18 protein-coding genes are annotated in these 23,330 nt (G+C 72.2%); 14 read left to right on the forward strand and 4 right to left on the reverse strand.

Annotated elements, in window-relative coordinates:
• Positions 1–99 precede the first annotated feature (99 nt).
• Positions 100–672 carry a TetR/AcrR family transcriptional regulator gene (locus EDF51_RS09780; protein WP_131880423.1) on the forward strand — a complete coding sequence of 191 codons (573 nt, stop codon included), beginning with the start codon at positions 100–102 and terminating at the stop codon, positions 670–672.
• 35 nt (positions 673–707) lie between these two features.
• Complete coding sequence (locus EDF51_RS09785; RefSeq protein ID WP_131880421.1) at positions 708–1,889, forward strand: NAD(P)/FAD-dependent oxidoreductase; 1,182 nt, start codon at positions 708–710, stop codon at positions 1,887–1,889.
• 30 nt (positions 1,890–1,919) lie between these two features.
• On the opposite strand, the gene EDF51_RS09790 is transcribed toward EDF51_RS09785, so the two are convergent.
• Positions 1,920–2,789: a UbiA family prenyltransferase gene (locus tag EDF51_RS09790; protein ID WP_243837107.1), complete on the reverse strand. Its 870-nt coding sequence runs from the start codon at positions 2,787–2,789 to the stop codon at positions 1,920–1,922.
• Entirely contained in the window at positions 2,786–3,709 is a 924-nt protein-coding gene (locus EDF51_RS09795; protein ID WP_134194655.1) for a DMT family transporter, read from the reverse strand. The genes EDF51_RS09790 and EDF51_RS09795 overlap by 4 nt, the downstream gene beginning before the upstream one ends.
• A 71-nt stretch (positions 3,710–3,780) precedes the next feature.
• Between EDF51_RS09795 and EDF51_RS09800 the strand changes: the two genes are divergently transcribed.
• From EDF51_RS09800 to EDF51_RS09840, 9 genes are all read left to right on the forward strand, one after another.
• Positions 3,781–4,629, forward strand: a complete 849-nt coding sequence (locus tag EDF51_RS09800; protein WP_131846637.1) for a LysR family transcriptional regulator — start codon at positions 3,781–3,783, stop codon at positions 4,627–4,629.
• 74 nt (positions 4,630–4,703) lie between these two features.
• Entirely contained in the window at positions 4,704–5,138 is a 435-nt protein-coding gene (locus EDF51_RS20305) for an excisionase family DNA-binding protein (RefSeq protein WP_243650073.1), read from the forward strand.
• A gap of 28 nt (positions 5,139–5,166) precedes the next feature.
• On the forward strand, positions 5,167–5,733 hold the full coding sequence (locus EDF51_RS09810; protein ID WP_243837118.1) for a PIN domain-containing protein: 567 nt from the start codon (positions 5,167–5,169) through the stop codon (positions 5,731–5,733).
• A 45-nt stretch (positions 5,734–5,778) separates the two neighbouring features.
• A complete protein-coding gene (locus EDF51_RS09815; protein WP_131880415.1) occupies positions 5,779–6,591 on the forward strand; it encodes a fructosamine kinase family protein in 813 nt (270 codons plus the stop codon).
• Positions 6,592–6,909: 318 nt separating this feature from the next.
• Entirely contained in the window at positions 6,910–9,063 is a 2,154-nt protein-coding gene (locus EDF51_RS09820; RefSeq protein ID WP_243837108.1) for a glycosyltransferase family 39 protein, read from the forward strand.
• A 35-nt stretch (positions 9,064–9,098) separates the two neighbouring features.
• Positions 9,099–9,821: a response regulator transcription factor gene (locus tag EDF51_RS09825; RefSeq protein ID WP_123339010.1), complete on the forward strand. Its 723-nt coding sequence runs from the start codon at positions 9,099–9,101 to the stop codon at positions 9,819–9,821.
• Positions 9,818–11,404 carry a HAMP domain-containing sensor histidine kinase gene (locus EDF51_RS09830; protein WP_134194659.1) on the forward strand — a complete coding sequence of 529 codons (1,587 nt, stop codon included), beginning with the start codon at positions 9,818–9,820 and terminating at the stop codon, positions 11,402–11,404. The genes EDF51_RS09825 and EDF51_RS09830 overlap by 4 nt, the downstream gene beginning before the upstream one ends.
• Before the next feature lie 108 nt (positions 11,405–11,512).
• The gene (locus EDF51_RS09835) at positions 11,513–11,782 is read left to right on the forward strand and encodes a hypothetical protein (RefSeq protein ID WP_134194661.1); all 270 of its coding nucleotides are present in this window, start codon (positions 11,513–11,515) and stop codon (positions 11,780–11,782) included.
• A gap of 273 nt (positions 11,783–12,055) precedes the next feature.
• Positions 12,056–12,544, forward strand: a complete 489-nt coding sequence (locus tag EDF51_RS09840) for a hypothetical protein (RefSeq protein WP_111084734.1) — start codon at positions 12,056–12,058, stop codon at positions 12,542–12,544.
• 39 nt (positions 12,545–12,583) lie between these two features.
• Here EDF51_RS09840 and EDF51_RS20155 read toward each other — a convergent pair whose 3' ends face one another.
• Positions 12,584–13,414: a helix-turn-helix transcriptional regulator gene (locus tag EDF51_RS20155; protein ID WP_134194663.1), complete on the reverse strand. Its 831-nt coding sequence runs from the start codon at positions 13,412–13,414 to the stop codon at positions 12,584–12,586.
• Positions 13,415–13,545: 131 nt separating this feature from the next.
• Between EDF51_RS20155 and EDF51_RS09850 the strand changes: the two genes are divergently transcribed.
• From EDF51_RS09850 to EDF51_RS09860, 3 genes are all read left to right on the forward strand, one after another.
• The gene (locus EDF51_RS09850) at positions 13,546–14,832 is read left to right on the forward strand and encodes a bifunctional glycosyltransferase family 2/GtrA family protein (RefSeq protein ID WP_243837109.1); all 1,287 of its coding nucleotides are present in this window, start codon (positions 13,546–13,548) and stop codon (positions 14,830–14,832) included.
• Positions 14,833–15,173: 341 nt separating this feature from the next.
• A complete protein-coding gene (locus EDF51_RS09855; protein ID WP_134194667.1) occupies positions 15,174–20,741 on the forward strand; it encodes a glutamate synthase-related protein in 5,568 nt (1,855 codons plus the stop codon).
• Positions 20,738–22,528 carry a sulfite reductase subunit alpha gene (locus EDF51_RS09860; RefSeq protein ID WP_134194669.1) on the forward strand — a complete coding sequence of 597 codons (1,791 nt, stop codon included), beginning with the start codon at positions 20,738–20,740 and terminating at the stop codon, positions 22,526–22,528. The genes EDF51_RS09855 and EDF51_RS09860 overlap by 4 nt, the downstream gene beginning before the upstream one ends.
• 398 nt (positions 22,529–22,926) lie before the next feature.
• Here EDF51_RS09860 and EDF51_RS09865 read toward each other — a convergent pair whose 3' ends face one another.
• Positions 22,927–23,322 (reverse strand): ATP-dependent DNA ligase, encoded by a 396-nt coding sequence (locus tag EDF51_RS09865; protein WP_123291787.1) that lies wholly within the window; start codon positions 23,320–23,322, stop codon positions 22,927–22,929.
• Positions 23,323–23,330 lie beyond the last annotated feature (8 nt).

Consider the following 23,330-nt stretch of genomic DNA (forward strand, 5'->3'; position numbering starts at 1 on the left):
TTCGCAGGCGTCCACGGCGGTGATGTCATGAACTGACATCACCGTAGCACTCGATGTCAGCCGCTGTCATCAAGTTGTTCTGATCAGTAGACTCTCCACATGGCTCGCTGGCAACCCGGAACGCGTGAACGACTGCAGGCGGTCGCGCTGCAGCTCTTCGCGTCCGAGGGCTACGACGGCACCACGGTCGCGCGGATCGCCGCCGAGGCCCAGGTCACCGAGCGCACCTTCTTCCGGCACTTCGCGGACAAGCGCGAGGTCCTGTTCGCCGGCCAGGACGACTTCCTCGCGATGTTCGTCGACCCGATCACGGCCGCCCCGGCCGACGCGGCGCCCTTCGACCTGGTCGGACGCGCCCTCGACGCCGCCGCCGGGTTCTTCCCCGAGGACCGCCGGTCGTGGTCGCGGGCCCGGCAGACGATCATCGACGCGAACGCAGCGCTCGGCGAACGGGAGCTCGGCAAGCTCGCCACCCTGAAGGCGCGCCTGGGCGAGGTCATGCGCGAGCGCGGCGTCCCCGAACCAGCGGCGACGATGGCCGCCGAGACCGCCGTGACGGTGTTCCACCTGTCCTTCGCCCAGTGGATCGCTCCGGGTGAGGAGCGTCCGTTCGCTGCGATCGTGCACGAACGGCTGGACGCGCTGGCGACGCTGGTGCACCCCGCTCGCTGAGTGCCCCGGAGCACGCCCGACCGTAGGCTCGGCCCGTGACCACGGAGCGCACCGACGTCCTCGTCGTCGGCGGTGGTCCCGTCGGCCTCTTCCTCGCCGCGCTGCTGGCTGCGCAGGGCATCGCCGTGCAGGTGTGGGAGCGTCGCCCCGGTCCACCCGAGGGGTCGCGCGCCATCGGCATCCACCCGCCGTCCCTCGACGCCTTCGCCGCGATCGGGCTCGACGTCCCGGTGCTCGCCGAGGCCACTCTCGTGCGCACCGGCGTCGCGCGGAGCCGCGGGCGGACGCTCGGCACGCTGACCTTCGACCGCGCCTCGGACACCCACCCGTACGTCGCGACGCTCGACCAGCACCGCACCGAGTCCCTGCTGCGGGATCGGCTGGCCACTGCCGATGGGGCAGCGCTGCGCACCGGGACGACGGTGACCGCCCTGTCCCGGCACTGTGACCACGTCGACGCGGTCGGCTCCGGCCCAGACGGCGCACCGGTCACCGTCCGAGCGGCGTTCGTCGTCGGGGCCGACGGCGCACGGAGCATCGTCCGTGACCTGCTCGGCATCGGCACCACCGGACGCGACTACCCCGACCGCTACGTGATGGGCGACTTCGCCGACCCCGAAGGCGCCGACGCCCGGACCGCGGCCCTGGTGGACGTCGGCCCCGGAGGCGTCGTCGAGTCCTTCCCCCTGCCGCACAGTCGGCGCCGGTACGTCGCCCTGGTGCCGGACTCGCTGGCGTTCGCCCCGAGCGGCGCGACCCCCGACCCGGAGACGGCCGCACGACTGGCCGCGATCGTCGCCGCACGCACCGGCGTCGTCCCGGATCCGTCCTCCTGCACGATGCTCAGCGGCTTCCGGGCGCGGCGCCGCGTCGCCGACCGCGTCGGGGTCGGCCGGGTCGTGCTCGTCGGCGATGCCGCCCACGAGATCAGCCCGATCGGCGGGCAGGGCATGAACCTCGGCTGGCTCGACGCGGCCGAGCTCGCGCCGTTGCTCGCCGGTGCGGTCCGGACCGGCGTGGCCGGACCGTGGCCCGGCTACGCCGCCCGCCGCCAGGCAGCCGCCCGCCGTGCGGCCCGGCAGGCCGAGGCGAACATGGGGCTCGGTCGTCCGCTCGGTGCCGCCTCCACCATCGGACGGGAGGCGCTGCTCCGGACGGTCCTGTCGCTGCCGACCGCGCACGGCCTGGCTCGGCTCTACGCCATGCGCTGGGCCTGACGGCTCGCGTCGGCGCGCGGCCGGCTCGCGTCAGGCGACGAGTCGCGCCCCGGCGACACCGAGCTCGACGACGAGCACCAGGGACGACGCGATGACGAGCCGGAACAGGGTCCGCGACGCCCGTCCCGCCAGCACCAGCCGGACCCCCACCACGGCGAGCGCCAGTACGACGACCGCTCCGACCACGGCCAGCACGACCCCGCCGCCGCGGACCGGGTCGTCACCGAGCACCTGTCCGCCGAGCACCAGGCCGGCCGCGACGACGAGCGACCCGAACGCGACGATCCCGGCTCCCCGGAGCCCGAGGCGGTGCGGGAACCCGCGGACGCCGGTGGCGGCGTCGTCGACCAGGTCGGGCAGGACGTTCGTGCAGTGGATCGCGACGCCGAACACCGCGCCGGTGGCGATCGCCCACCACGCCGGCCACAGCTGCTCGGGACCGGCGGACACCGCGACCACGGGCAGCAGCCCGAACGCGACGACGAACGGCACGACCGACCACACGGTGCGCTTGAGCCCGGCGTCGTAGGCCCACCCCGCGGCGACGAGCACCAGGTGCGCGACGGCGGCGACGGGCCCGAGGAACAGCGAGAGGACCACGGCGACCCCGGCGGTCACGAACGCCGCCGTGCGGACCGTCTCCACCGCGATGAGTCCGCGGGCGACGGGTTTGTCGCTCCGGCCGACGGCACTGTCGCGGTCGGCGTCGATCCAGTCGTTCGCCAGGCCGATCGACAGCTGGCCGGCGACCACCGTCAGCGCGACCAGGACCACGAGCCACACCGGGTGTCCGACGGCCGCGGCGATGACGGCGGCGAGCACCGTGACCGTGACGGTCGGGCCGGGGTGGGACGAGGCAAACAGCAGTCGCACCACGTGGGGGTCCTGGCCGGAGGTCACCCGGCCAGCGTACGGGCGGGGCGTGCCGGGCGACGCAGACTCCGACGGCCGAGCACCCCCGAGGCCAGCGCGATGCCGAGCAGCACGACCAGTCCGCCCACCGGCTCGTTCCACCGCACGCGCTCACCGAGCACGAGCACGCCGAGCGCCACGCCGACCACCGGCGTCAGGTAGGTGACCGTCGACGCCCGACCGGCGCCCCACGCCTGGACCAGGCGCGTGTTCCACGCGTAGGCCAGCCCCGTGCCGACGCAACCGAGCGCGACCATCGCGGCCACGATCCTCCCGTCCAGCTGTACCGGGCCGGTGGCGATGGCGGGCGCGACCAGCAGGAGCATGCCCGACGCCAGCGTGAGCTGCACCGTCGCGATCGTGACCGGGTCGTACGCGCTGCCCACCGCCACGCGGCGCAGGTAAGCGAGGCCGATGCCGTAGGACGCGGTCATGCCGAGCAACGCCACCTGCCCCGGGACGCTCGCCAGGACGGCCGGGTCGCCGAGCAGGTCCCACGGACCGACGAGCACCAGCACGCCGACGATGCCGACCACGATCCCGGCCACCTGCCGGCCCCGCAGCCGCTCGGAGGGCACGAGCACCGCGAGCGCCGCCAGCGTCATGATCGGGGTCGTCGCGTTGTAGATGCTCGCGAGCCCGGACGGCACGGTCTGCTCGGCCCACGCCATCAGCGACGACGGCAGGGCGTTCAGGAAGAACGCGACGATCGCCAGGTGCGCCCACACGCGGGGCTCCCGCGGCCAGCGTCGTCGGGTCGCGAGCAACAGGACGACGAGCGTCACGCCGCCCAGGACGGTCCGCACGGTGGCGACCTGCTGCGGTGCGAGTCCGTCGAGGCCGATCTTCGCGAAGAGGAAGCTCGAGCCCCAGGTGAGGGCGACGAGACCGTAGAGGAGGGCGTTCATGTGGCCTAGTGTCGAACCACCAACGCCCATGCGGCAAACGCATGGGGTTCATGCCGACATGAGGAGCACGCATGGCCGTCTCGGTCCCCCAGCTCCGTGCGTTCGTCGCCACGCTCGACGCCGGGTCGTTCACGTCTGCGGCCTCCGTGCTCGGCGTCGGCCAGTCGGCCGTCTCGCACGCCGTCGCCGGGCTCGAGCGCGAGGTCGGCGGGCCGGTCGTCCGGCGCGGCGCGGTCGCCGTCCCGACACCCCTGGGCGACCGCCTGCTCGCCCACGCCCGCAGCGTGCTCGCCTCGGTCGATGCCCTGGAGGCAGTGGTCCGGCCCGCCACGGCGCGCGGCACCGTGCGACTCGCGGCCGTCCCCACCGTCTGCCAGGGCCTGCTGCCGCGGCTCCGCGAGCTGTGGGCGGTGACGTTGCCCGACGTCGACGTGCAGGTCTACGAGGGCGACGACGACGAGATGCCCGAGTGGCTCGAGAGCGGCACAGTGGACGCTGCCGTGCTCGTCGACCCCGCGCCGGTGCCGGCCGGGGGCGTCGTCGTCGCCCGGGACGAGATGGCCGCCGTCGTCCGGCGCGACCACCCGCTCGCCGAGCTGCCCGCGCTCACGCTCGACGACCTGCACGAGGACGGCCTGGTCGCGGGCGGCGGCGGGTGCGAGTACCAGATCCAGAAGCTGCACGAGCTCGACGGACGCCCCTTCCGGTACGCCCACCGGGTGCGGGAGATGAGCACCATGTTCGGGATGATCGAACGGGGCGAGGGCGTCTCGATCGTGCCGACGCTCGGCCGGGTGATGCTGCCGCCGGACCTCGTGATGGTGCCGATGGCCCGGCGACTCGAGCGGACCCTGGTGCTGAGCGGCCCGTCGTCGCGCGAGTGGCACCCGCTGGCGAGGGCGTTGGTCGACGCGGTCTGACAGGTTGCACTTGCAAGTGCAACCCCGGTACCGTTGAGCCAGTTGCCCACCAACGGACGCGAGACGGAGACCCGATGCGCCAGACGACGACACGACGACCCCTCCGCGTCGACGAGGTCGCTCGCGCCGAGGCCGTCGACCTCGTCGAGCGCGCCGGCGATCGACAGGTCGCGACCGTCGAGCTCCACCTCGACGACGGCACGGAACTCGTGCTCCCGGAGCGACTCGGGGGCTTCGTCGCGAACCTCGTCCGCAGCATGGCCGACGGGGCTGGCATCTCGACGAGCATCCTCCCCGACGAGATGACGACGACCGTCGCCGCCGACGTCATCGGGATCTCCCGGCCCACCTTGATGAAGGCCATCGGCCGAGGTGAGATCGCTGCACACACCGTCGGGACCCACCACCGGCTCCGGCGCGCGGACGTCCTCGCAGCCCGAGACACACGACGGGTCGCCCGCGCAGCGGCAGCTCGCGAACTGCTCGAGTCCGGTGAGGCCTTCGACTGACACCCGGTCGCACTAGGCTTGATATGTGATGCTTCAGCGGGTCTTCGTCGATGCGAACGTCTTCTGCAGCCGGACGTTGCGAGACTGGACGTGCCTGCTCCGACTGCACACGGACGGCATGTTCCAGCTCCACACGACCGAGGACGTACTGGCCGAGACCACGCACACCCTCCGCCGACTGCACCCCGACAGGCCCGGGTCGGCCGTCTCCCGGCTGCGAGCAGCGATCCTCGACTCGATCGACGAGCTCGTCGACGACTTCGACGCCACGGTCGAGGACCACGGAACCGATCCCGACGACCGGCACGTGCACGCCGCCGCGATCGCCTGCGGGGCGCACGTCCTCCTCACGCAGGACCGTGGTCTCCGCGCGACGGATGCAGCGATGTACGAGGTGTACCGCTGTGACGAGTTCTTCAGCCTGGTCGACGACTCGGCGCCGTGGATCGTGCGCGACGTCGTGCGCGAGCAGGCGCGGTACTGGTCTAGCCGTCCCCGCGGCGCACGGAAGAGCCTGCCCGGGGCGCTCCGTGACGCCGATTGTCCGACATTCGCCGGGCGGGTGGAACGACATCTGCGGTTCCTCGCCGGATGACCGTGCGCTGAACGGACGACGGGGACCCCTCGGCAGGATGGACCGATGGCCGAGACGCACGTGAAGACCTTCACCACCCCGGACGAAGCGGCAGCCGAAGCCGCCGGCCTCGGCTGGCTCGCCGAGGCCGAAGACGCTGGCGGCACCAGGATCGCGCGGGTGCTGGACCGGCCGGCCACGACCGTGCTCGACCTCGAGCTGATCACTGACGGCTCCCCCACCGCCGCACAGGCCGAGCGCTTCGGACGCTCCCTCGCGCACACCCACGCCGCCGGCGCCGACCACTGGGGCGCACCGCCCGCGGGCTGGACGACGGGTTCCGCGCTCCGGATGGGACGCTCCCGCACCCCGTTCGTCGACGCTGCGCATGCACCGAGTACCTGGGGCGCGTTCTTCGCCGAGTACCGGATCCGCGACTTCGTCCGCCGAATCGTCGACGCCGGCGGGTTCGACCACGCCCAGGCGGCCGTGTTCGAGCGGGTCGCCGACCGGGTGCAGGACGGCACGCTCGGGTCGCCGCAGCCCGCACTCGTCGGGGACCGGCCCGCGCGGCTGCACGGCGACCTGTGGGCCGGCAACGTGCTCTGGCCGACGGACGCGTCCGAACCGACCGGCGCGGTGCTCATCGACCCGATCGCGCACGGCGGGCATGCCGAGACCGACCTGGCGCTGCTCGGACTGTTCGGGCTGCCGCGGTTGGAGACGGTGCTCGCCGCCTACGACCGGGAGTCGCGGCTCGCCGACGGCTGGCAGGAGCGCGTCGAGCTCCACCAGCTCGCGCCGCTGCTGCTGCACGTGTTCCTGTTCGGCGGGTCGTACACGGGGGCGGCCCTGCACGCGGCGCAGCGGTACGCCTGACCCGCGCACGGTGCGGGTTCGTTCACTCCGTGCGAGGTTGCCCGACCGGGGACCGGCGCCGCACCGTGCGGGCTCGCTCACTCCGTGCGAGGTTGCCCGCTCCGTGCAGCGCTACAACCGCGCACCGAGCAGGCAACCCCGCACGGGCCGGACGACAGCGCACCGTGCGCCGCCCCAGCCCCGCCAGCCCCGCCAGCCCCGCCGGCGCCGAGTCAGCCAACCTCGCACCGTGCATCCTTAGGCCGCGCACAGCCGGCGCAGTGCCGCGCTCGGGGAACGCCCCGGATGCTCATCGACATGACCACGTACCCGATACCCGTGACCGATCGAAGGGGCCCCGCGCAGACCGACGCGCAGGATCGGCGTCGCAAGCCGCTCGCCCGCCTGTTCCTCGGCGAGCGCGAGGACGCCCGCTGGCTCCGGCCGGCGTTCTGGGCGCTCCTCGCCGTGACCGCCGTGGTGTACCTCTGGGACCTGAGCGTCTCGGGGTACGCCAACAGCTTCTACGCCGCCGCAGTGCAGGCCGGCACGAAGTCGTGGGAGGCGTTCTTCTTCGGCTCCCTCGACTCGTCGAACTTCATCACGGTCGACAAACCCCCGGCGTCGCTCTGGGTGATGGTGTTGTCCGCGCGGCTGTTCGGCTTCTCGAGCTTCAGCCTGCTGCTCCCGCAGGCGCTCATGGCCGTGGGCTCGGTCGCACTGGTGTGGGGCACGGTTCGCCGCACTCTCGCCCGCGTCGGCACCACCACCGCGAACGTGGGCGCGCTGCTCGCCGGCTTCGTCGTCGCGGCCACGCCGGCGGCGGCCCTGATGTTCCGCTTCGACAACCCGGACGCGATGCTCGTGTTCCTGATGACCGCCGGCGCGTACTGCACCGTGCGGGCGCTGCCGCGAGGCAGCTGGAAGTGGATCGCACTGGCCGGGGTCGCCCTCGGCTTCGCGTTCCTGACGAAGATGCTGCAGGGGCTGCTCGTCCTGCCGGCCTTCGGCCTCGTCTACCTGTTCGCCGCCCGCACCACCTGGGGCAAGCGCGTCATCGGGCTGCTCATCGCCGCGGGGTCCCTCGTGGTGTCGGCCGGCTGGTGGGTCGTCGCCGTGTGGCTGTGGCCGGCCGAATCCCGCCCGTACATCGGCGGTTCGACGAACAACACCGTCCTCGACCTGGTGTTCGGCTACAACGGCCTCGGTCGGATCTTCGGCGGATCGGGCAACGGCGGCGGAGGCGGCGGCATGACCGGCGGCACCGCGGGTGGCTCCTTCGGTGGTTCGACGGGCCTGAACCGGCTGTTCTCGTCCGAGATGGGGCTCGAGATCTCGTGGCTCCTGCCCGCAGCGCTCATCGCACTGGTGGTCGGTCTGGTCGTCGTCGGACGCCGTCACCTGGCCGACCCGGCCCGCGCCGGACTCGTCCTGTGGGGCGGCTGGCTCCTGGTCACCGGCCTGGTGTTCTCGTACATGTCCGGCACGATCCACCCGTACTACACGGTCGCGTTGGCACCGGCGATCGCCGGACTCGTCGGCACCGGTGGCGCGCTGCTCTGGCACGCACGAGCGCGGTTCGTCGGCCGGATCGGCCTGGCCGCGATGATCGGCACCACCGCCTTCTGGGGCTGGTGCCTGCTCAACGAGAACCCGACGTGGCTGCCCTGGCTGCGCTGGGTGATGCTCGCCGGTGGGCTGCTGTCCGCAGCGCTGATCGTCATCGGCAGTGTGCCGTCACTGCGCAGGCTCGTCACGGTCGGCGTCCTCGCGGGCACCCTGTTCGGGCTCAGCGGCACCACGGCCTACGCCCTCGCCACGACGACCGTCGCGCACTCCGGTTCGATCCCGAGCGTCGGTCCGGCGGGCAGCAGCTCCGGTGGGATGGGCGGCGGCACCGGTGGCTTCCCGGGAGGCACGGGCGGACCGGGTGGGTCGACCTCCGGCTCCGACGACGGCGGCTCCGACAGCACGTCCGACTCCCAGCAGGGTCCCGGCGGGACCCCGCCGGAGGGCGCGTCCGGCGAGGCGCCGGAGATGCCGGACGGCACGTCCGGCACGGCACCGGGCAGTGGCCAGGACCGCACGGACGACGCGACCTCCGAGGGTGGGTCGGGGACGGGCCTCCAGACCGGGGGTGGTGGCGAAGGTGCGTCGACCTCGTCGGCCCTGCAGAAGCTGCTCGAGGCGTCCGACGCGAAGTGGGCGGCCGCCGTCAACGGATCGCAGTCGGCCGCGCAGCTCGAACTCGACACCGACACCGCCGTCATGGCGATCGGTGGCTGGTCGAGCGACCCGGCACCCACGCTCGCGCAGTTCAAGGCGTACGTCGCCGACGGGGACATCGGGTACTACGTCTCCTCCGGCTCCGGTGGCGGTGGCATGGGCGGCGGTTCGTCCACCGCATCGGCGATCCAGGAGTGGGTCGCGGCGAACTACGAGTCGACGACGGTCGGCGGGCAGACCGTCTACGACCTGAGCACCGCCAAGTGATCGACGACGAGGGCGCGGTGGATAGGCTCGCGGACGTGACCGGCCAACCGCTGCAGCGCACCGACGGCACCCCCGTCCGCGCCCTCGTCGTCGACGACGAGCACGCCCTGGCCGACGCCGTCGCCCTCGCGTTCGAGGGGGACGGCTGGGCCGTGCGGGCGGTGCACCGAGGACGCGACGTCCTGTTCGCCGCGCGGGAGTTCCAACCCGACGTCATCGTCCTCGACGTGATGCTGCCGGACATCGACGGGTTCGAGGTGCTCGAGCGGCTCCGCGACTCCCGCGACGCCGTCCGTGTGCTCTTCCTCACCGCGCGCGACGCCCCCGAGGACCGGCTCGCCGGACTCACCGGCGGCGGGGACGACTACCTGACGAAGCCCTTCGGCATCGACGAGCTGCTCGTCCGGGCGCGGATCCTCGCACGGACCTCCGCTCGGGTCGCAGCGGTGGGCGGGAGCGCCGAGGTGGTGGTCGGTGACCTCCGCCTCGACGAGGACGCCCGCGCCGTCAGCCGTGCCGGCGAACCGATCGAGCTCACACCGACCGAGTACGAGCTGCTGCGGCACCTGGCGCGGAACGCCAACCGGGTGCTCTCGCGGGAACAGCTGCTCGCGGGCGTCTGGGGCATGGACTTCGGGTCGTCGTCGAACCTGGTCGACATGTACGTGTCGTACCTGCGGAAGAAGCTCGACGCCGGACGCGAGCCGATGCTGCAGACCGTGCGCGGGGCTGGGTACGTCTTGCGGCCGACGACGTGAGCCGATCGACGAAGGCGATCCGGGCCCGTCCGACTCGCGCCGGACGGGTGCCGTCGTTGCGGTGGCGGGTCGTGGCTGCCGTCGCGCTCCTGCTCGTCGCGACGAACGTCGTCGTCGGAGCGGTGACCGTCGTCGCGTTCCGGGGGTACCTGGTCGACCGCCTCGACGCGGAGCTGTCGACGGCGGCGAACCGGACCGTCGGTGGCCGGGACGATGCAGACGCACCCACCGGCCCGCCGCCCGGGTCGTCGTCGGGATCGTCGTCGGGATCGTCGTCGGACCGTCCGGATCCGGACAACGCCTTCATTGGGGCGCCGGGGCAGTCCGCCGGCACCGTCGTCGCGATCGTCCGCGACGGCACCGTGGTGCTCGGCGGGTACACCGACAGCGACGGCGACCAGCACGGGCTGTCGTCGGCGCAACGGCGGACGCTCACCGCGGTCGACAGCGGCGCCGACCCGGCGACGATCGACCTCGGCTCGCTCGGCATCTACCGGGTGCAGGCGGTCGGGGACGACGGCGACGTGTTCGTCACCGCACTCCCCCTCGGTGACCTGAACGCCGCCATCGCCCGCCTGTTGCTCGTCATCGGGATCGTCACGGTGCTGGGCCTCGTCGTCGCCGCGTGGGCCCTCGCACTGCTCGTGCGGCGGTCCCTCCGACCGCTCGAACGCGTCGCCGCGGTCGCCTCCGGGGTGACCGACCTCGACCTGGAACGCGGCGACACCGACATCCCGGTGCGGGTCGCCGACGCCGACCTCACCGCGAACCGCGAGGTCGGACAGGTCGGCACCGCACTGAACCGGCTGCTCGGGCACGTCGCCCGAGCCCTGACGGTGCGCCGCGACGCCGAGGCCGGCATGCGGACCTTCGTCGCCGACGCCTCGCACGAGCTGCGGACGCCGATCGCGACCGTCCGGGCCTATGCCGAGCTGACCGCGCGCTCGTCGGACCTCGACGCGATCCACCGGAACGTCGACCGGATCGGCCGGGAGGCCGTGCGGATGGGCGACCTCGTCGAGGAGCTCCTGCTGCTCGCACGGCTCGACGCGACGGCCCTGGCGTCCGGGGCTCGGGTGTCCCCGATCGTGCGCGAACCCGTCGACCTGACCTCGATCGTGGTCGAGGCGACGATGGACGCCCGGGCCACCGCGCCCGGGCACCGGTGGACCCTGCAGATCGTCGACGACCACCCGCTGACCGTGACAGGCGACGCGGAGCAGCTGCGCCGCATCGTGACGAACCTGCTCGCGAACGCCCGGACGCACACCCCGACCGGCACCGCGGTGGTGGTGTCGTTGCAGCGGATGGGGCCGTCCGGTGCTGGTGCGGCCGCTCGCCTCGTCGTGGCCAACGACGGGCCGCCGATCCCGTCGGAGGCCCTGCCGACCCTGTTCGACCGGTTCACCCGGGGTGAGGCCTCGCGGACCCGTGCGCAGGGACAGGGGACGAGCGGCCTCGGGCTGGCGATCGTGCAGGCCGTGGTGTCGGCGCACGGCGGGAGCGTGCGGGTGGCCTCCGGCCCCGGTCGGACGGCGTTCACGGTGGACTTGCCGGACGTGGCGTCTGTGCCCGCTTCGTGACGTCCGCCTCGCCCGCTTCGTGAGCAGAAATGGTCGAGTCCTCTGGCGCGACTCGACCATTGCTGCTCACCAAGGACGCCGACCCCGACGGCGACGCATACTGGTCGCATGACGAAGGAGTACGGCGAGCTGCCGGGCCGCCCGGACCCGTCGGAACTCGTGGTCGAAGTGCCCGCGTTCGAAGACGACCGTCCGCAGCCCGAACCTGCACCGCCGGCGGCCGCACCGGAGCTCGTCGCAGCGACCGAGTTCGCCCGGAGTTCCCACGAGCCGCCGACGATCCGCCGGACCCAGGTCCGCGCAGGGTTGTGGATCGCGGGCGTGCCGATCGCGGTCCTCGCGGTCATCGCGATCGTGCAGATCCTGCTGCAACCCTGACGGTACCCGCGTGCTCGTTGCGGGTCAGTCGTCACGGTCGTCGACGTCTGATCCGCAGAACTCGCCGAGAAAGCGCGAGACCCGAGCGCCCAACCGTCCGGATGGGGCCCGCGCCGGAGGATGGCACGCGCCCGGCGCAACCGTCCGCATCATCAGACGATCGTCCAACGTCCGGGCCGAACGCGTGCAAGCCGGCACCCGGCGACGCAGGCTGGGTCCTGTCCGAGCTGGACGACCCACACGGGTCACCACCGCAGAGATGGGAACACGATCATGAACTCGTTCAAGCGCAAGTCCGTCAAGCTCCTCGCCGGCACCGCACTCGGTGGCGCCGTCATCGCCGGGGCGTTCGTCGCGGCACCGGCACAGGCCGCTGAGCCCGCACCGAGCACCTCGGCCTCCGTCGGCGGCAACGTCAACGTGAACCTCGACCCGGTCGCGATCGTCAACGCGATCAAGGACGCCGTGAACGACCAGAGCGACCGCGGCGGCGCCGTGCAGGCCGCGCTCGACGTCGGCTACTGGAACGCGGGCAACCCCGACCGCCTCACCGTCGCGGTGGTCAACAAGAACCAGGACATCACGGTGTCCGGCGACGTCGCGGACGCGCAGTCGATCGACATCAAGGGCGGCAACTACGTCATCTACTGGTTCAAGGGCCCCGGCTCGATCACGAACAACGGTGACGGTGGCTGGCTGAACTGGGGTGCGTTCGGCAACATCGAGCGCATCGACAACGTCATCCACGTGAACGGCGGCTGATCCGCCGACGCCGCACCGACGCCCCCGGGGACCACGGTCTCAGGGGGCGTCGTCGTGTGTGGCGGGACGCTCGGCGGGGGGCTCGATCGCCGGGGGCCAGGTCCGTGCTGCACCGCGGACCTCGCGCCGTGCACGGATCCACCCCTTCACGAAGGCGACCGACACCAGCGCCGTCCGGTTCGGCGCCTTCCACGACTTCATCAGCCGTCCGAGGTGCCACGCGACGGCCTGGCGGCTGTAGGCCGTCTCCTTGGCGATCTCGTCGTTGGAGAGCCCCTGCGCGGCGAGCGCGAGCATCTGTTCCTCGGTCTCGTCGAGGCCGGGCGCACGGGCGACGAGGTCGATCTCCCCGGTGGTGACCGCCGCCGCGGACTCGCCCGCCGATCGCCGTCGCTGCTGGGCCCAGGCCTCGGCCCAGCACGAGCCGAGTTCGTGGGCGACGAGCGAGGCGCGGCTCATCGCGAGCATCGTCCGGCCGGCGTGGTCGAGCGTGACGGCGTGGTCGCGGGTGGCCGTGTGCATGACGAGGGCGAAGACCCGGATCGCCGGCAGGGCCCCGCGGAGCACGACCGACACGTCGACGCGGGGGTCCTCGGCGCTCGCGGCCGCCACCGCGCGCAGCTGGGCGAGGCACTCGCGGTCGACGGGTTCACCGCGCTCGACGGCACGCAGCGCGGCGGGGAGCACGAGCGGGACGATCTCGGCGTACCGGCGTCGCAGCCAGTCGTGGCCGTCCGGTCGGATGCCGTGCAGCGGAGGCGTGAGCAGGAGCTCCTCGAACTCCGGACACCGCTCGTCGAGCGCCAGGCCGAGCCGCTCCCCCGGGAGCAGCACCGCCGATCGGTGTGCGTCGTCGTGCTCGGTCGTCATCGTCCGTCGACCGTATCCGCGCGACACCTGTCGTGTTCGGCCGTGACGTGAACGGTCGCCGAACGCCGTTCTTACCGGGAGCACAGCGCACTGCCTCGGTCCGCATGTGCCCGCTGCCGAGCATGAGCGGCATGACGGAGACGAACCAGACCCTCGACATCGACATCGTCGTCCCCTGCTACAACGAGCAGGACACGCTCGCGGCCCACGTGCGACGCCTGCACACGTTCTGCCGGACGTCGTTGCACCACACCTGGCGGATCACGATCGCCGACAACGCCTCGACCGACGACACCGCGCGGATCGCCGACGACCTGGCCGCCATGCTGCCCGGCGTGCACGCGGTCCACCTGCCCGAGAAGGGTCGTGGGCGGGCGCTCAAGGCCGTGTGGGGTGCATCTCCGGCGACCGTGCTCGTGTACGTCGACGAGGACCTGTCGACGGACCTCGCGGCACTCGAGCCGCTCGTGGCGCCGCTGCTCTCCGGGCACTCCGACCTGGCGATCGGCACGCGGTTGGCGGACTCGTCGCGGGTGGTTCGGGGCAGCAAGCGCGAGTTCATCTCCCGCTCGTACAACCTGCTGCTCCGCACGACGATGGGGGTGTCGTTCTCGGACGCGCAGTGCGGGTTCAAGGCGGTCACGAAACGGGCGGCCGACCAGCTGCTGCCGCTGTGCGAGGACGACGCGTGGTTCTTCGACACCGAGATGCTCGTCCTCGCCGAGCACGCGGGACTGCGCATCCACGAGGTCCCGGTGGACTGGGTCGACGACGTGAACTCGTCCGTGCAGATCGCCTCGACGGCCACCGAGGACCTCAAGGGCATGTGGCGCGTCTCGCGGGGCATCGCCAGCGGGCGGGTGCCGGTGGGCGCCGTGTACGAAACCATCGGCCGCCGTCCGTTCACGCCACCGCACGTCGGGTTCCTCGGGCAGGTGCTGCGCTTCGGCGCCATCGGGGTGCTGTCGACCGTCGCGTTCGCGGTGCTGTACGCGCTGTTCCGTCCGGCGATCGGGGCGCAGACGGCGGACTTCACCGCCCTGTTGCTGACGGCGATCGGCAACACCGCGCTCAACCGGCGGTTCACGTTCGGTGTGCGGGGGCGTGCCGGAGCCGGGCGACACCACGTGCAGGGGCTGGTGGTCTTCGGCGTCGCCTGGGCGATCACGTCGGGGTCGCTCGTGGTGCTGCACAGCACGACACCGGGAGCGTCGCACGGTGCCGAGATCCTGGTACTGACGGCCGCCAACCTGGTCGCGACCTGCGTTCGGTTCGTGCTGTTCAAGGCGTGGGTGTTCCGCAGCGGCCGCCGTCGCCCGGAGCTCATCCGCCCCGGCACGACCCCCGCCGCCGACGCCAGCACGGCGGTGACGGAGCCGATCACCGTCGACGAACGGACCGGCGAGCGCGCGGCCTGACACCGTGCGGGGCTGGCCACTCGGTGCGGGGTCGTTCGGCCCGCGCGGCCCGTCGCACCGTGCGGTGTGGCCCATCCCGTGCGAGGTTGCATGCTCCGTGCAGCGCAACAACAGCGCACCGAGCGGGCAACCTCGCACCAGCCGGACAGGCGCGCACGGTGCGACACCATCACACGCCCGGACCCGCGGTGTTGCGTGGGCGGTATACCGCGCCGTAGCATCGCCGTACCGCACCACAACCCCACAGGGCCCGACTGCCAACACCGGTCTGCCCGCGGCGAGCGCTCCATCGATGCAGCCTGGCCGTCCGCTGCCGGCAACGCCCCACTGGACCCGCACACGTGAACCCCACATCTTTCGGTCTCTACGACCCTGCCCGCGAATCGAGCGACTGCGGCGTCGGTTTCATCACCCGACTCGACGGCACGCCCCACCACGACGTCATCCGCAAGGGTGACGAAGCGCTCTGCGCCATCCCCCACCGCGGCGGCAAGTCCGCCGAGGGTGTCGGTGACGGCGCCGGTGTGAGCATCGACCTGTCGGTGGAGTTCTTCAGCGCCATCACCGGCCAGGAGCTCCGCGCCGGTCACTTCGGTGTCGCGAACTGCTTCGTGCCGAGCGGCGCAGGTGCGGCGGCGGACGCCGAGCGCGCCCGTGCGCGGCAGACCGTCACGGACGCCATCGAGCAGCAGGGCTTCGAGCTGCTCGTCGTCCGCGACGTCCCGGTGGACCACTCCGTCGCCCGGCCCGAGGCCGAGCAGTACCAGCTGCCGATCGTGCAGTGGGTCTTCCGCGCGCCCGAGCAGTGGGACCGCACCGAGGTCGACGCCGCGGCGAACCGTGCCCTGCTCGCGATCGAGTCGGTGTCCTACGGCGAGGCCGCCGAGCAGCGCGCCGAGCACGCGGCCCTGTACCCGCTGTCGCTCAGCGCCCGGACCCAGATCCTGAAGGGCCGCCTGAACTCGGGCGAGGTCATCGGGTACTTCACGGACCTGCGTGACCCGCGTCACTCGGTGCGGACGCTGTACTTCCACACCCGGTTCTCGACGAACACCGAGCCGCACCCGACGATGGCGCAGCCGTTCCGGCTGATGGCGCACAACGGCGAGCTGAACACCGACCGGAAGAACCGGCTGTCGGACGAGGCTCTGGCGCGTGCCCGCACCCGCAGCATCGTGCGCCCGCCCGGGCAGTCGGACTCGAGCCGCCTCGACCAGACGCTGCAGAGCCGCGTGTTCGACGACGGGCTCGAGATCGTCGAGGCCGTGGTCTCGCTCATGCCGCCGGCGTGGGAGAACGACCGCACGCTGACCGCCGACGTGCGGGACATGCTCGAGTACTTCTCGCTGTACGAGGAGAAGAACGACGGCCCCGCCGCCGTGATCTTCAGCGACGGCGACGTGGTCGGCGCGCGCCTGGACCGCCTGGGGCTGCGTCCGCTGCGCACCGTCGAGACCACCGAGTACCTGATGGTGTCGTCCGAGGCCGGTCAGGTCACGTTCGACGCCGACGAGGTCGTGCACCGCGGCCGCATCGAGGCCGGCGGCATGCTCGTCGTCGACCACCGCACCGGCACCCGGATGCGCACGGACGAGGTGCTGCGCATGCTCGCGGCCCGCCGCGACTACGGCACGCTGCTCGACGCTGCGCGTGTGGACCTCGACGACCTGCCCGCTCCGGACTACGAGCGCACGACGACCACCCTGGGCTACGAGGGCGATCTGTCGCTCGCCGGCCGGTACGTGGCGTACTCGCTGAACCAGGAGAGCTTCCGGTTCATGCTCGACCCGATGCTGCAGAACGGCTCGGAGCGGATCTCGGCGATGGGCTACGGCAACGCCATCAACGCCCTGAGCGACACCGAGGGCGGCATGGCGAAGTACTTCTCGCAGCGCTTCGCCCAGGTGACGAACCCGCCGCTCGACTCGATCCGTGAAGCCGACGGCATGAGCATGCGCGTGGCGCTCGGCGCGAAGCCGGACGGCACGGGTTCGACGAGCCGACAGCTCGTCGTGCAGTCGCCGATCCTCGGCCACCTGGACATGGTGCGCCTGCGCGACCAGGACATCGTGCCGCTCGAGCGCTTCGACATGCTCTACGTGCCGGTGCTCGGCGACGAGCAGGCGAACGCCGACGCCGTGCGCGACGCCGTGGACGCCCTGTGCGACGCCGTGGAGCAGTTCGCGGGGACGTCCGGCGGCATCGCCGTGCTGACCGACCGCGAGGTCTCGTCGACCCGTGCGCCCCTGCCCGTGATCCTGGCCGTGGCCGCCGTGAACCAGCGGCTCATCGAGACCGGGCTGCGCCTGCGGGTGTCCGTCGTCGCCGAGAGCGGTCAGCTGCCATCGTCACACCACGTGGCGACGGCCCTCGGCTTCGGCGCCTCGGCTGTGTACAGCTTGAGCGCGCGCCTGCGTGCCGAGGAGAAGTACCCCGCCGCGCCGGCACCCGCCGGTGAGCTCACCGCGACGGACCTCGCGCTGAAGCAGTTCCGCAAGGCCGCCGAGAAGGCGCTCGCGAAGACCATGGGTCGCGTCGGCCTGTGCACCGCCGAGAGCTACATCGGTGGCGCGTTCTTCGAGCCGAACTACCTGGACACCGGCGACGACGTCCTGGCGCGGGTGTTCCCGCACATGCAGGCCCCCGTGGGCGGCGTCGGCTTCGCCCGCATCGCCCAGGCGGCGACCGACTGGCACGAGCGTGCCCGCTCGGTCGCGGCCGAGGGCCAGGTCCCCCTGCTCGGCCTATTCAAGGAGCGCTCGGACGGTGCCGGCCACTCGTTCGGCGTCGCGAGCGTCCGCGGGTTCGGCGGCATGACCGAGGAGCGTCCGTCGTTCGAGCGCTCCGGCGACTCGGACGCCCTGCGCCTGCTGACGCTCGGCCAGCTCGACGACTCCTTCGGCATCACCGACGCGGCGTACCGCAACACCGGCTACGACCGCCTCAGTGACACCGAGATCGACCAGCACCGGATCACGCCGGGCTACGTCACGTTCCTGCAGACCACGCACGACGAACGGTCGCGCCGTCCCGCTGCGCTCCGCGACGTGCTCGCGCTGCCCGCGGACGTCACCGGCATCGACGAAGCCTCGGACTTCGCGCGCGAGCTGGGTCGGTTCTCGACGACCGGCAACGCCAGCGTCACCGTGCGCGGGCTGTCCGGCTCGCGTCCGGCGTTCTCCGACGAGCTCCCGGGAGGCACGGAGCAGTTCCGCCTGCAGCTCGCGTCGACGGGCACGACGGGTGCACTGCGCCACGCGGCCCTGGCAGACGGCCTCGCGCTGCTGTACCCGGGCCAGGTCGACGTCGACTCCGTCGACGCCACCCAGGTGACGCTCCGCGCCACCGGCGCGGCCGTCGGGCTGCTCGCCCTGCTCGAGAGCGCGCCCGACAGCGTCGAGCTCGACGAGGTCCAGCCGGCGCACGAGATCACCCGGACCCTGGCGTCCGGCGCGATGAGCCACGGCGCCCTCGTCGCCACCGCGCACGAGGCGGTGGCGCACGGCACGAACATGGTCGGCGGCATGTCGAACAGCGGTGAGGGCGGCGAGCACCACTCCCGCTACGGCACCATCCGTGGCTCGCGGATCAAGCAGTTCGCCTCGGGTCGCTTCGGCATCTGGGCGGGCTACCTCGCCGACCCCATGCTCGAGGAACTCGAGATCAAGATCGGTCAGGGCGCGAAGCCCGGCGAGGGCGGTCAGCTGCCCGCGCCGAAGGTCACGGTGGACATCGCCGCGGCCCGTGGTGGCACGCCCGGCGTCGAGCTCATCTCGCCGCCGCCGCACCACGACACGTACTCGATCGAGGACCTGGCGCAGCTCATCCACGACTGCAAGGCCGCCCGTGTCCGCGTGATCGTGAAGCTCGTGTCCTCCGAGGGCATCGGCACCATCGCGGTCGGCGTCGCCAAGGCCGGCGCGGACGTCATCAACGTCGCGGGCAACACCGGTGGCACCGGTGCCGCGGCCGTCACGAGCCTGAAGTACGCGGGACGTTCGGCGGAGATCGGCGTCGCCGAGGTCCACCAGGCCCTCGTCGCGAACGGCCTGCGCTCCAAGGTCACGCTCCGCTGCTCGGGCGCGCACCAGACCGGGTCCGACGTCGTGACGAGCGCCCTGCTCGGCGGTGACAGCTTCGAGTTCGGCACGACCGCGCTCATGATGCTCGGCTGCGTCATGGCGAAGAACTGCAACGTGAAGTGCCCGGCCGGCCTCACCACGAACGCCGAGGCGTTCGAGGGCGACCCGCGTGCACTCGCGCAGTACCTGCTCAACATCGCCCACGACGTGCGGCAGATCCTCGCCCGCCTCGGTCTGCGCTCGCTGCGCGAGGCACGGGGTCGCACCGACCTGCTGCAGCTCCTCGACCACCCGGCGAGCGTCGGGCGTCTGGACGCCCGCGCCCTGCTCGCGCAGGTGCCGGAGAAGGTCGTGACGGACCCGGAGTACCTGGAGAAGGACTTCCACACCGACGACGCGCTGCTCGAGCGCATCCGCACGGCGCTGGTCGACCACGCCCAGGAGCACGTGCTCGTGCACGGGGTCCTGCTCGGCAACAGCGACAAGTCCGTCGGCGGTCAGCTCGGCATCGACGTCGAGCGCCTGCTCAACCACGAGCTCCGCGCCGAGGACGTCCAGGGGCTGCCCGCCGTGGCGACCGACGACCGCGGGCGCCGCCGGCTGGTCGACGGTGCGGTCACGATCCGCACCCAGGGGTCGGCCGGGCAGTCGTACGGCGTGTTCAACAACGACGGCATCGTGCTCGAGCACACCGGCACCGCGAACGACGGCGTCGGCAAGAGCCAGAGCGGCGGTCGGATCATCGTCCGCGCTCCCGGCGGCGGCAGTGCCGACCAGGGCGGGAACGTGTTGATCGGCAACTTCGCGCTCTTCGGGGCCACCGGTGGCCGCACGTTCGTCGAGGGCGAGGCCGGAGACCGCTTCGCCGTGCGCAACTCCGGCGCCACGGCTGTGGTCGAGGGCGTCGGCGACTTCGGGTGCGAGTACATGACCGGCGGTGCCGTGTTCAACCTCGGCGCGTTCGGCAAGGGCCTCGGCAACGGCATGTCCGGCGGGTTCCTGTACCAGTACGACCCGTCCGGTCAGGTCGCCCAGCGGGCCAGCATTGACTCGCTCCTCGTGTTCCCCGTCACCGACACCGAGCGCGGGGCGTTCCACGAGGCCGGCGCGCGCCTGCTGCTCGAGTGGCACCTCGAGGCGACCGGGTCGGCGCTGGCCGAGCGGCTGCTCGCCGATTGGGAGACCACCCGGCAGCACGTCTTCGTCGGCATGCCGCGCGCCCTGCTGCTCTCGCAGGACGCTGGCGAGATCCTCGCGGCGGCCACCCGCCCCGAGCTGCTCGACGAGCTCGCGACCTCGATCGCCACGGACAAGCTCCGAGCGTTCAAGGTCGACTACCGCGACCAGCGCACCGTCCTCGGCGGCCGTGCCCCGGCGCTCGGCGACCAGGGCGACGACATGTTCTCGCTGCTGTCGTCGTACACGGTGCTCGGTGTCGCCCAGGACGTCGCCCTCGAGCGCGTCCCCGGTGCGGGTCCCAACGACCCCCGCGTCACCGAAGCGGTGAAGAACCTCGTCCTGACCGAGGACTTCTCGGTGAAGCAGCGCGTCGTGAAGTACCTGCGCGGCACGCTCGACCGGTTCGCGGACGACCAGCTCGCGACGCTCATCGCCATCAAGCGGCTCGACGACTACAAGCGTGCGCTCACGCAGCGGAACAACCGCAGCATGGACGCACCGGGCACCACGGGGTGGATCATGCACCAGAACGCCAAGAACGACGGCCGCGTCCGCGAGGCCCGCTTCGACGAGCTGCTCGCCACCGCGGCGCTCGAGGACATCGCCCGCCGTGCACCCCAGGCGCCGACCGAGGCGGTGTCCGCGTGAGCCTGCTCCCCCCGACCGGATCGCTGATCCCCGTCGACGCACCGTTCTCGGCTGCCCAGGAGTCCTGGCTGGCCGGGTTCATCGCGGGCATCGCCGCCGCCGGCAAGAAGGCGTCCGGTGCCGCCCCCACGACGACGATCGACGTGCTGTTCGGTACGCAGACCGGCAACGCGGAGTTCCTGGCCGACGAGCTCGTCGCCGGGGCGAAGGCCCGCGGGCTCGGTGGCCGTGCCGCTGCACTCGACGCCGTCACCCCGGAGCAGCTCGCCGGGATGACCCACGTGCTCGTCGTCACCTCGACGTACGGCGAGGGCGAGATGCCCGACAACGCCGGCCTGTTCTGGGACGCGGTCCAGGCGTCCACCGTGCCGCGGCTCGAGGGGCTGCAGTACGCCGTCCTCGGCCTCGGGGACACCAGCTACGACGAGTTCTGCCAGGCCGGCAAGCTCCTCGACACCCGCTTCGAGCAGCTCGGCGCGACCCGGGTGCACGACCGCGTGGACTGCGACGTCGACTTCGAGGACGCCGCCGCACTCTGGAGCGCCGCCGTGCTCGACCGGCTCGCTGCCGAGGCCGGCGCGACGGGCGCACCCGGCGCGACCACGGGCAGTGGTGCCGACGGCGGTGCCACCGCGACCGGCGTGGCGGGCGCGGGCCGTGCCTCCCGACCGGGGTCGCAGTGGAACAAGCGCAACCCGTACCCGTCGCGGCTGGCTGCGAACCGGCTGCTCTCCTCGCCGCGCAGCGCGAAGGAGATCCGGCACTACGAGTTCGACCTCGGCGACTCCGGCATCGAGTACGCCGCCGGCGACGCCCTGGCGGTGGTGCCGGTCAACGACGAGGTGTTCGTCGCGGAGCTGCTCGAGCAGGTCGGCGCGAACGGCGGCGAGTCGTTCGACGGCCGACCGATCACCGAGGTCCTGCGGAGCGACCGCGAGGTCCGGACCCCGTCGAAGGACCTCATCGCGGACCTGGTGCAGCGCGCCCCGGCGAGCGAACTCGCCGCGGTCGTCTCGCACGGCGACAAGCACGAACTGGACCGGTGGCTGTGGGGCCGTGACGTCCTCGACCTGCTGCGCGACGCCGGACCGGCCGCTCCCGGACTCGACGAGCTGCTGCCGAACCTGCGCCCGCTGCAGGCACGCCAGTACTCGATCTCGTCGAGCCCGCTGGCGCACCCGGACCGCATCCACCTGACCATCGCGTCCGTCCGGTACGGCGACCCCCACCGGATGTACGCCGGTGTCGCGTCGACGTTCCTGGCCGACCGGGTCGCCCCCGACGGTACGGTCGACGTCTACCTGCAGCCGAACGCGTCGTTCGGCGTGCCGGCCGACGCGTCCGCACCGATGATCATGATCGGTCCGGGCACCGGCATCGCCCCGTTCCGTGGGTTCCTGCACGAGCGGGCTGCGGCGGGTGCGACGGGGCGCAACTGGCTGTTCTTCGGCGACCAGCACCGCGACACCGACTTCGTCTACCAGGACGAGCTCACCGAGCTGCAGGAGCAGGGCGTGCTGAACCGCCTCGACCTGGCGTTCTCACGCGACCAGGCCGAGAAGGTCTACGTGCAGACGCGGATGCGCGAGCAGTCCGCCGAGCTGTTCGCCTGGCTCGAGGACGGCGGCCACGTGTACGTGTGCGGCGACGCCTCGCGGATGGCGAAGGACGTCGAGGCCGCGCTGCTCGACGTCATCCGCACCGGCCGCGGGCGGGACGAGGACGACGCGCTGTCGTACCTGGCCGACCTGCGCCGCACGAAGCGGTACGTCCGCGACGTCTACTGAGCCAGCAGCCCCCGCCCGATGCGAGCAGCAGAACGCCCGGGCAGCAGAACGCCCCGGCAGCGGAACCCGAATCCGACAGCCGGGGCGTCCTGTGGAAGGGTGCCGGTCAGTGAGACCTGACCGACGAGCCCAGTGGCGTGACGCAAGGACCCGGGTGCGATGACCCGGCTTCCTGGACGACGAGTCTCCTGATCCGGGACTCTCGTCGTGCTCGCCACTCGATCGCCGATGGTTGGTCGGCGCCGGGCGCGCACTGCGTCACGGTCATTCGGGTCCCCCTCCTGCCGCGGTTCGTTGCCGTCACCGGCTCCCTGGATGCCGGCCCGAAGGGACGACTCTGATCCGCGGTACAGAAACGCTACGACGATCGGCGGATCTTCGGAACCCGTTGACGGGAATCACTCAGCCGTGCTACCGCTCGGTGTTCCCGAAGCGTCGTCGGCGTCCCCCGGTGCGACCGCTCGCGACCACGCCGAGTCGGCCGCCGTGCTCGTGTCCGGCGGTTCCGGAGTCAGGACGAGCCCCGACCCGGACGTGGCTGAGGCGTAGAGGTCCTCGAGCCAACTGCGGTTGATCGACGGCACCCGGCTGCCGGAGAACTTGAAGTGCAGGCCGACGTTGGGGTTCAACCAGATCGTGCTGCGGCCGTTGCCGTGGACGACGTCGTCCTTCCACGAGAACGCGAACCGGTGATCACGCCGGAGCATGTTCACGATCACGATCTGCAGGTGTGTCATGGCACGGTCGTCGATGCGGAGGTCGAGCGGCTGGCCGTCGTAGATGAGCTGACCCATGGCCCCTT

The sequence above is a fragment of the Curtobacterium sp. PhB25 genome, from assembly GCF_004365375.1.
GTDB lineage: Bacteria > Actinomycetota > Actinomycetes > Actinomycetales > Microbacteriaceae > Curtobacterium.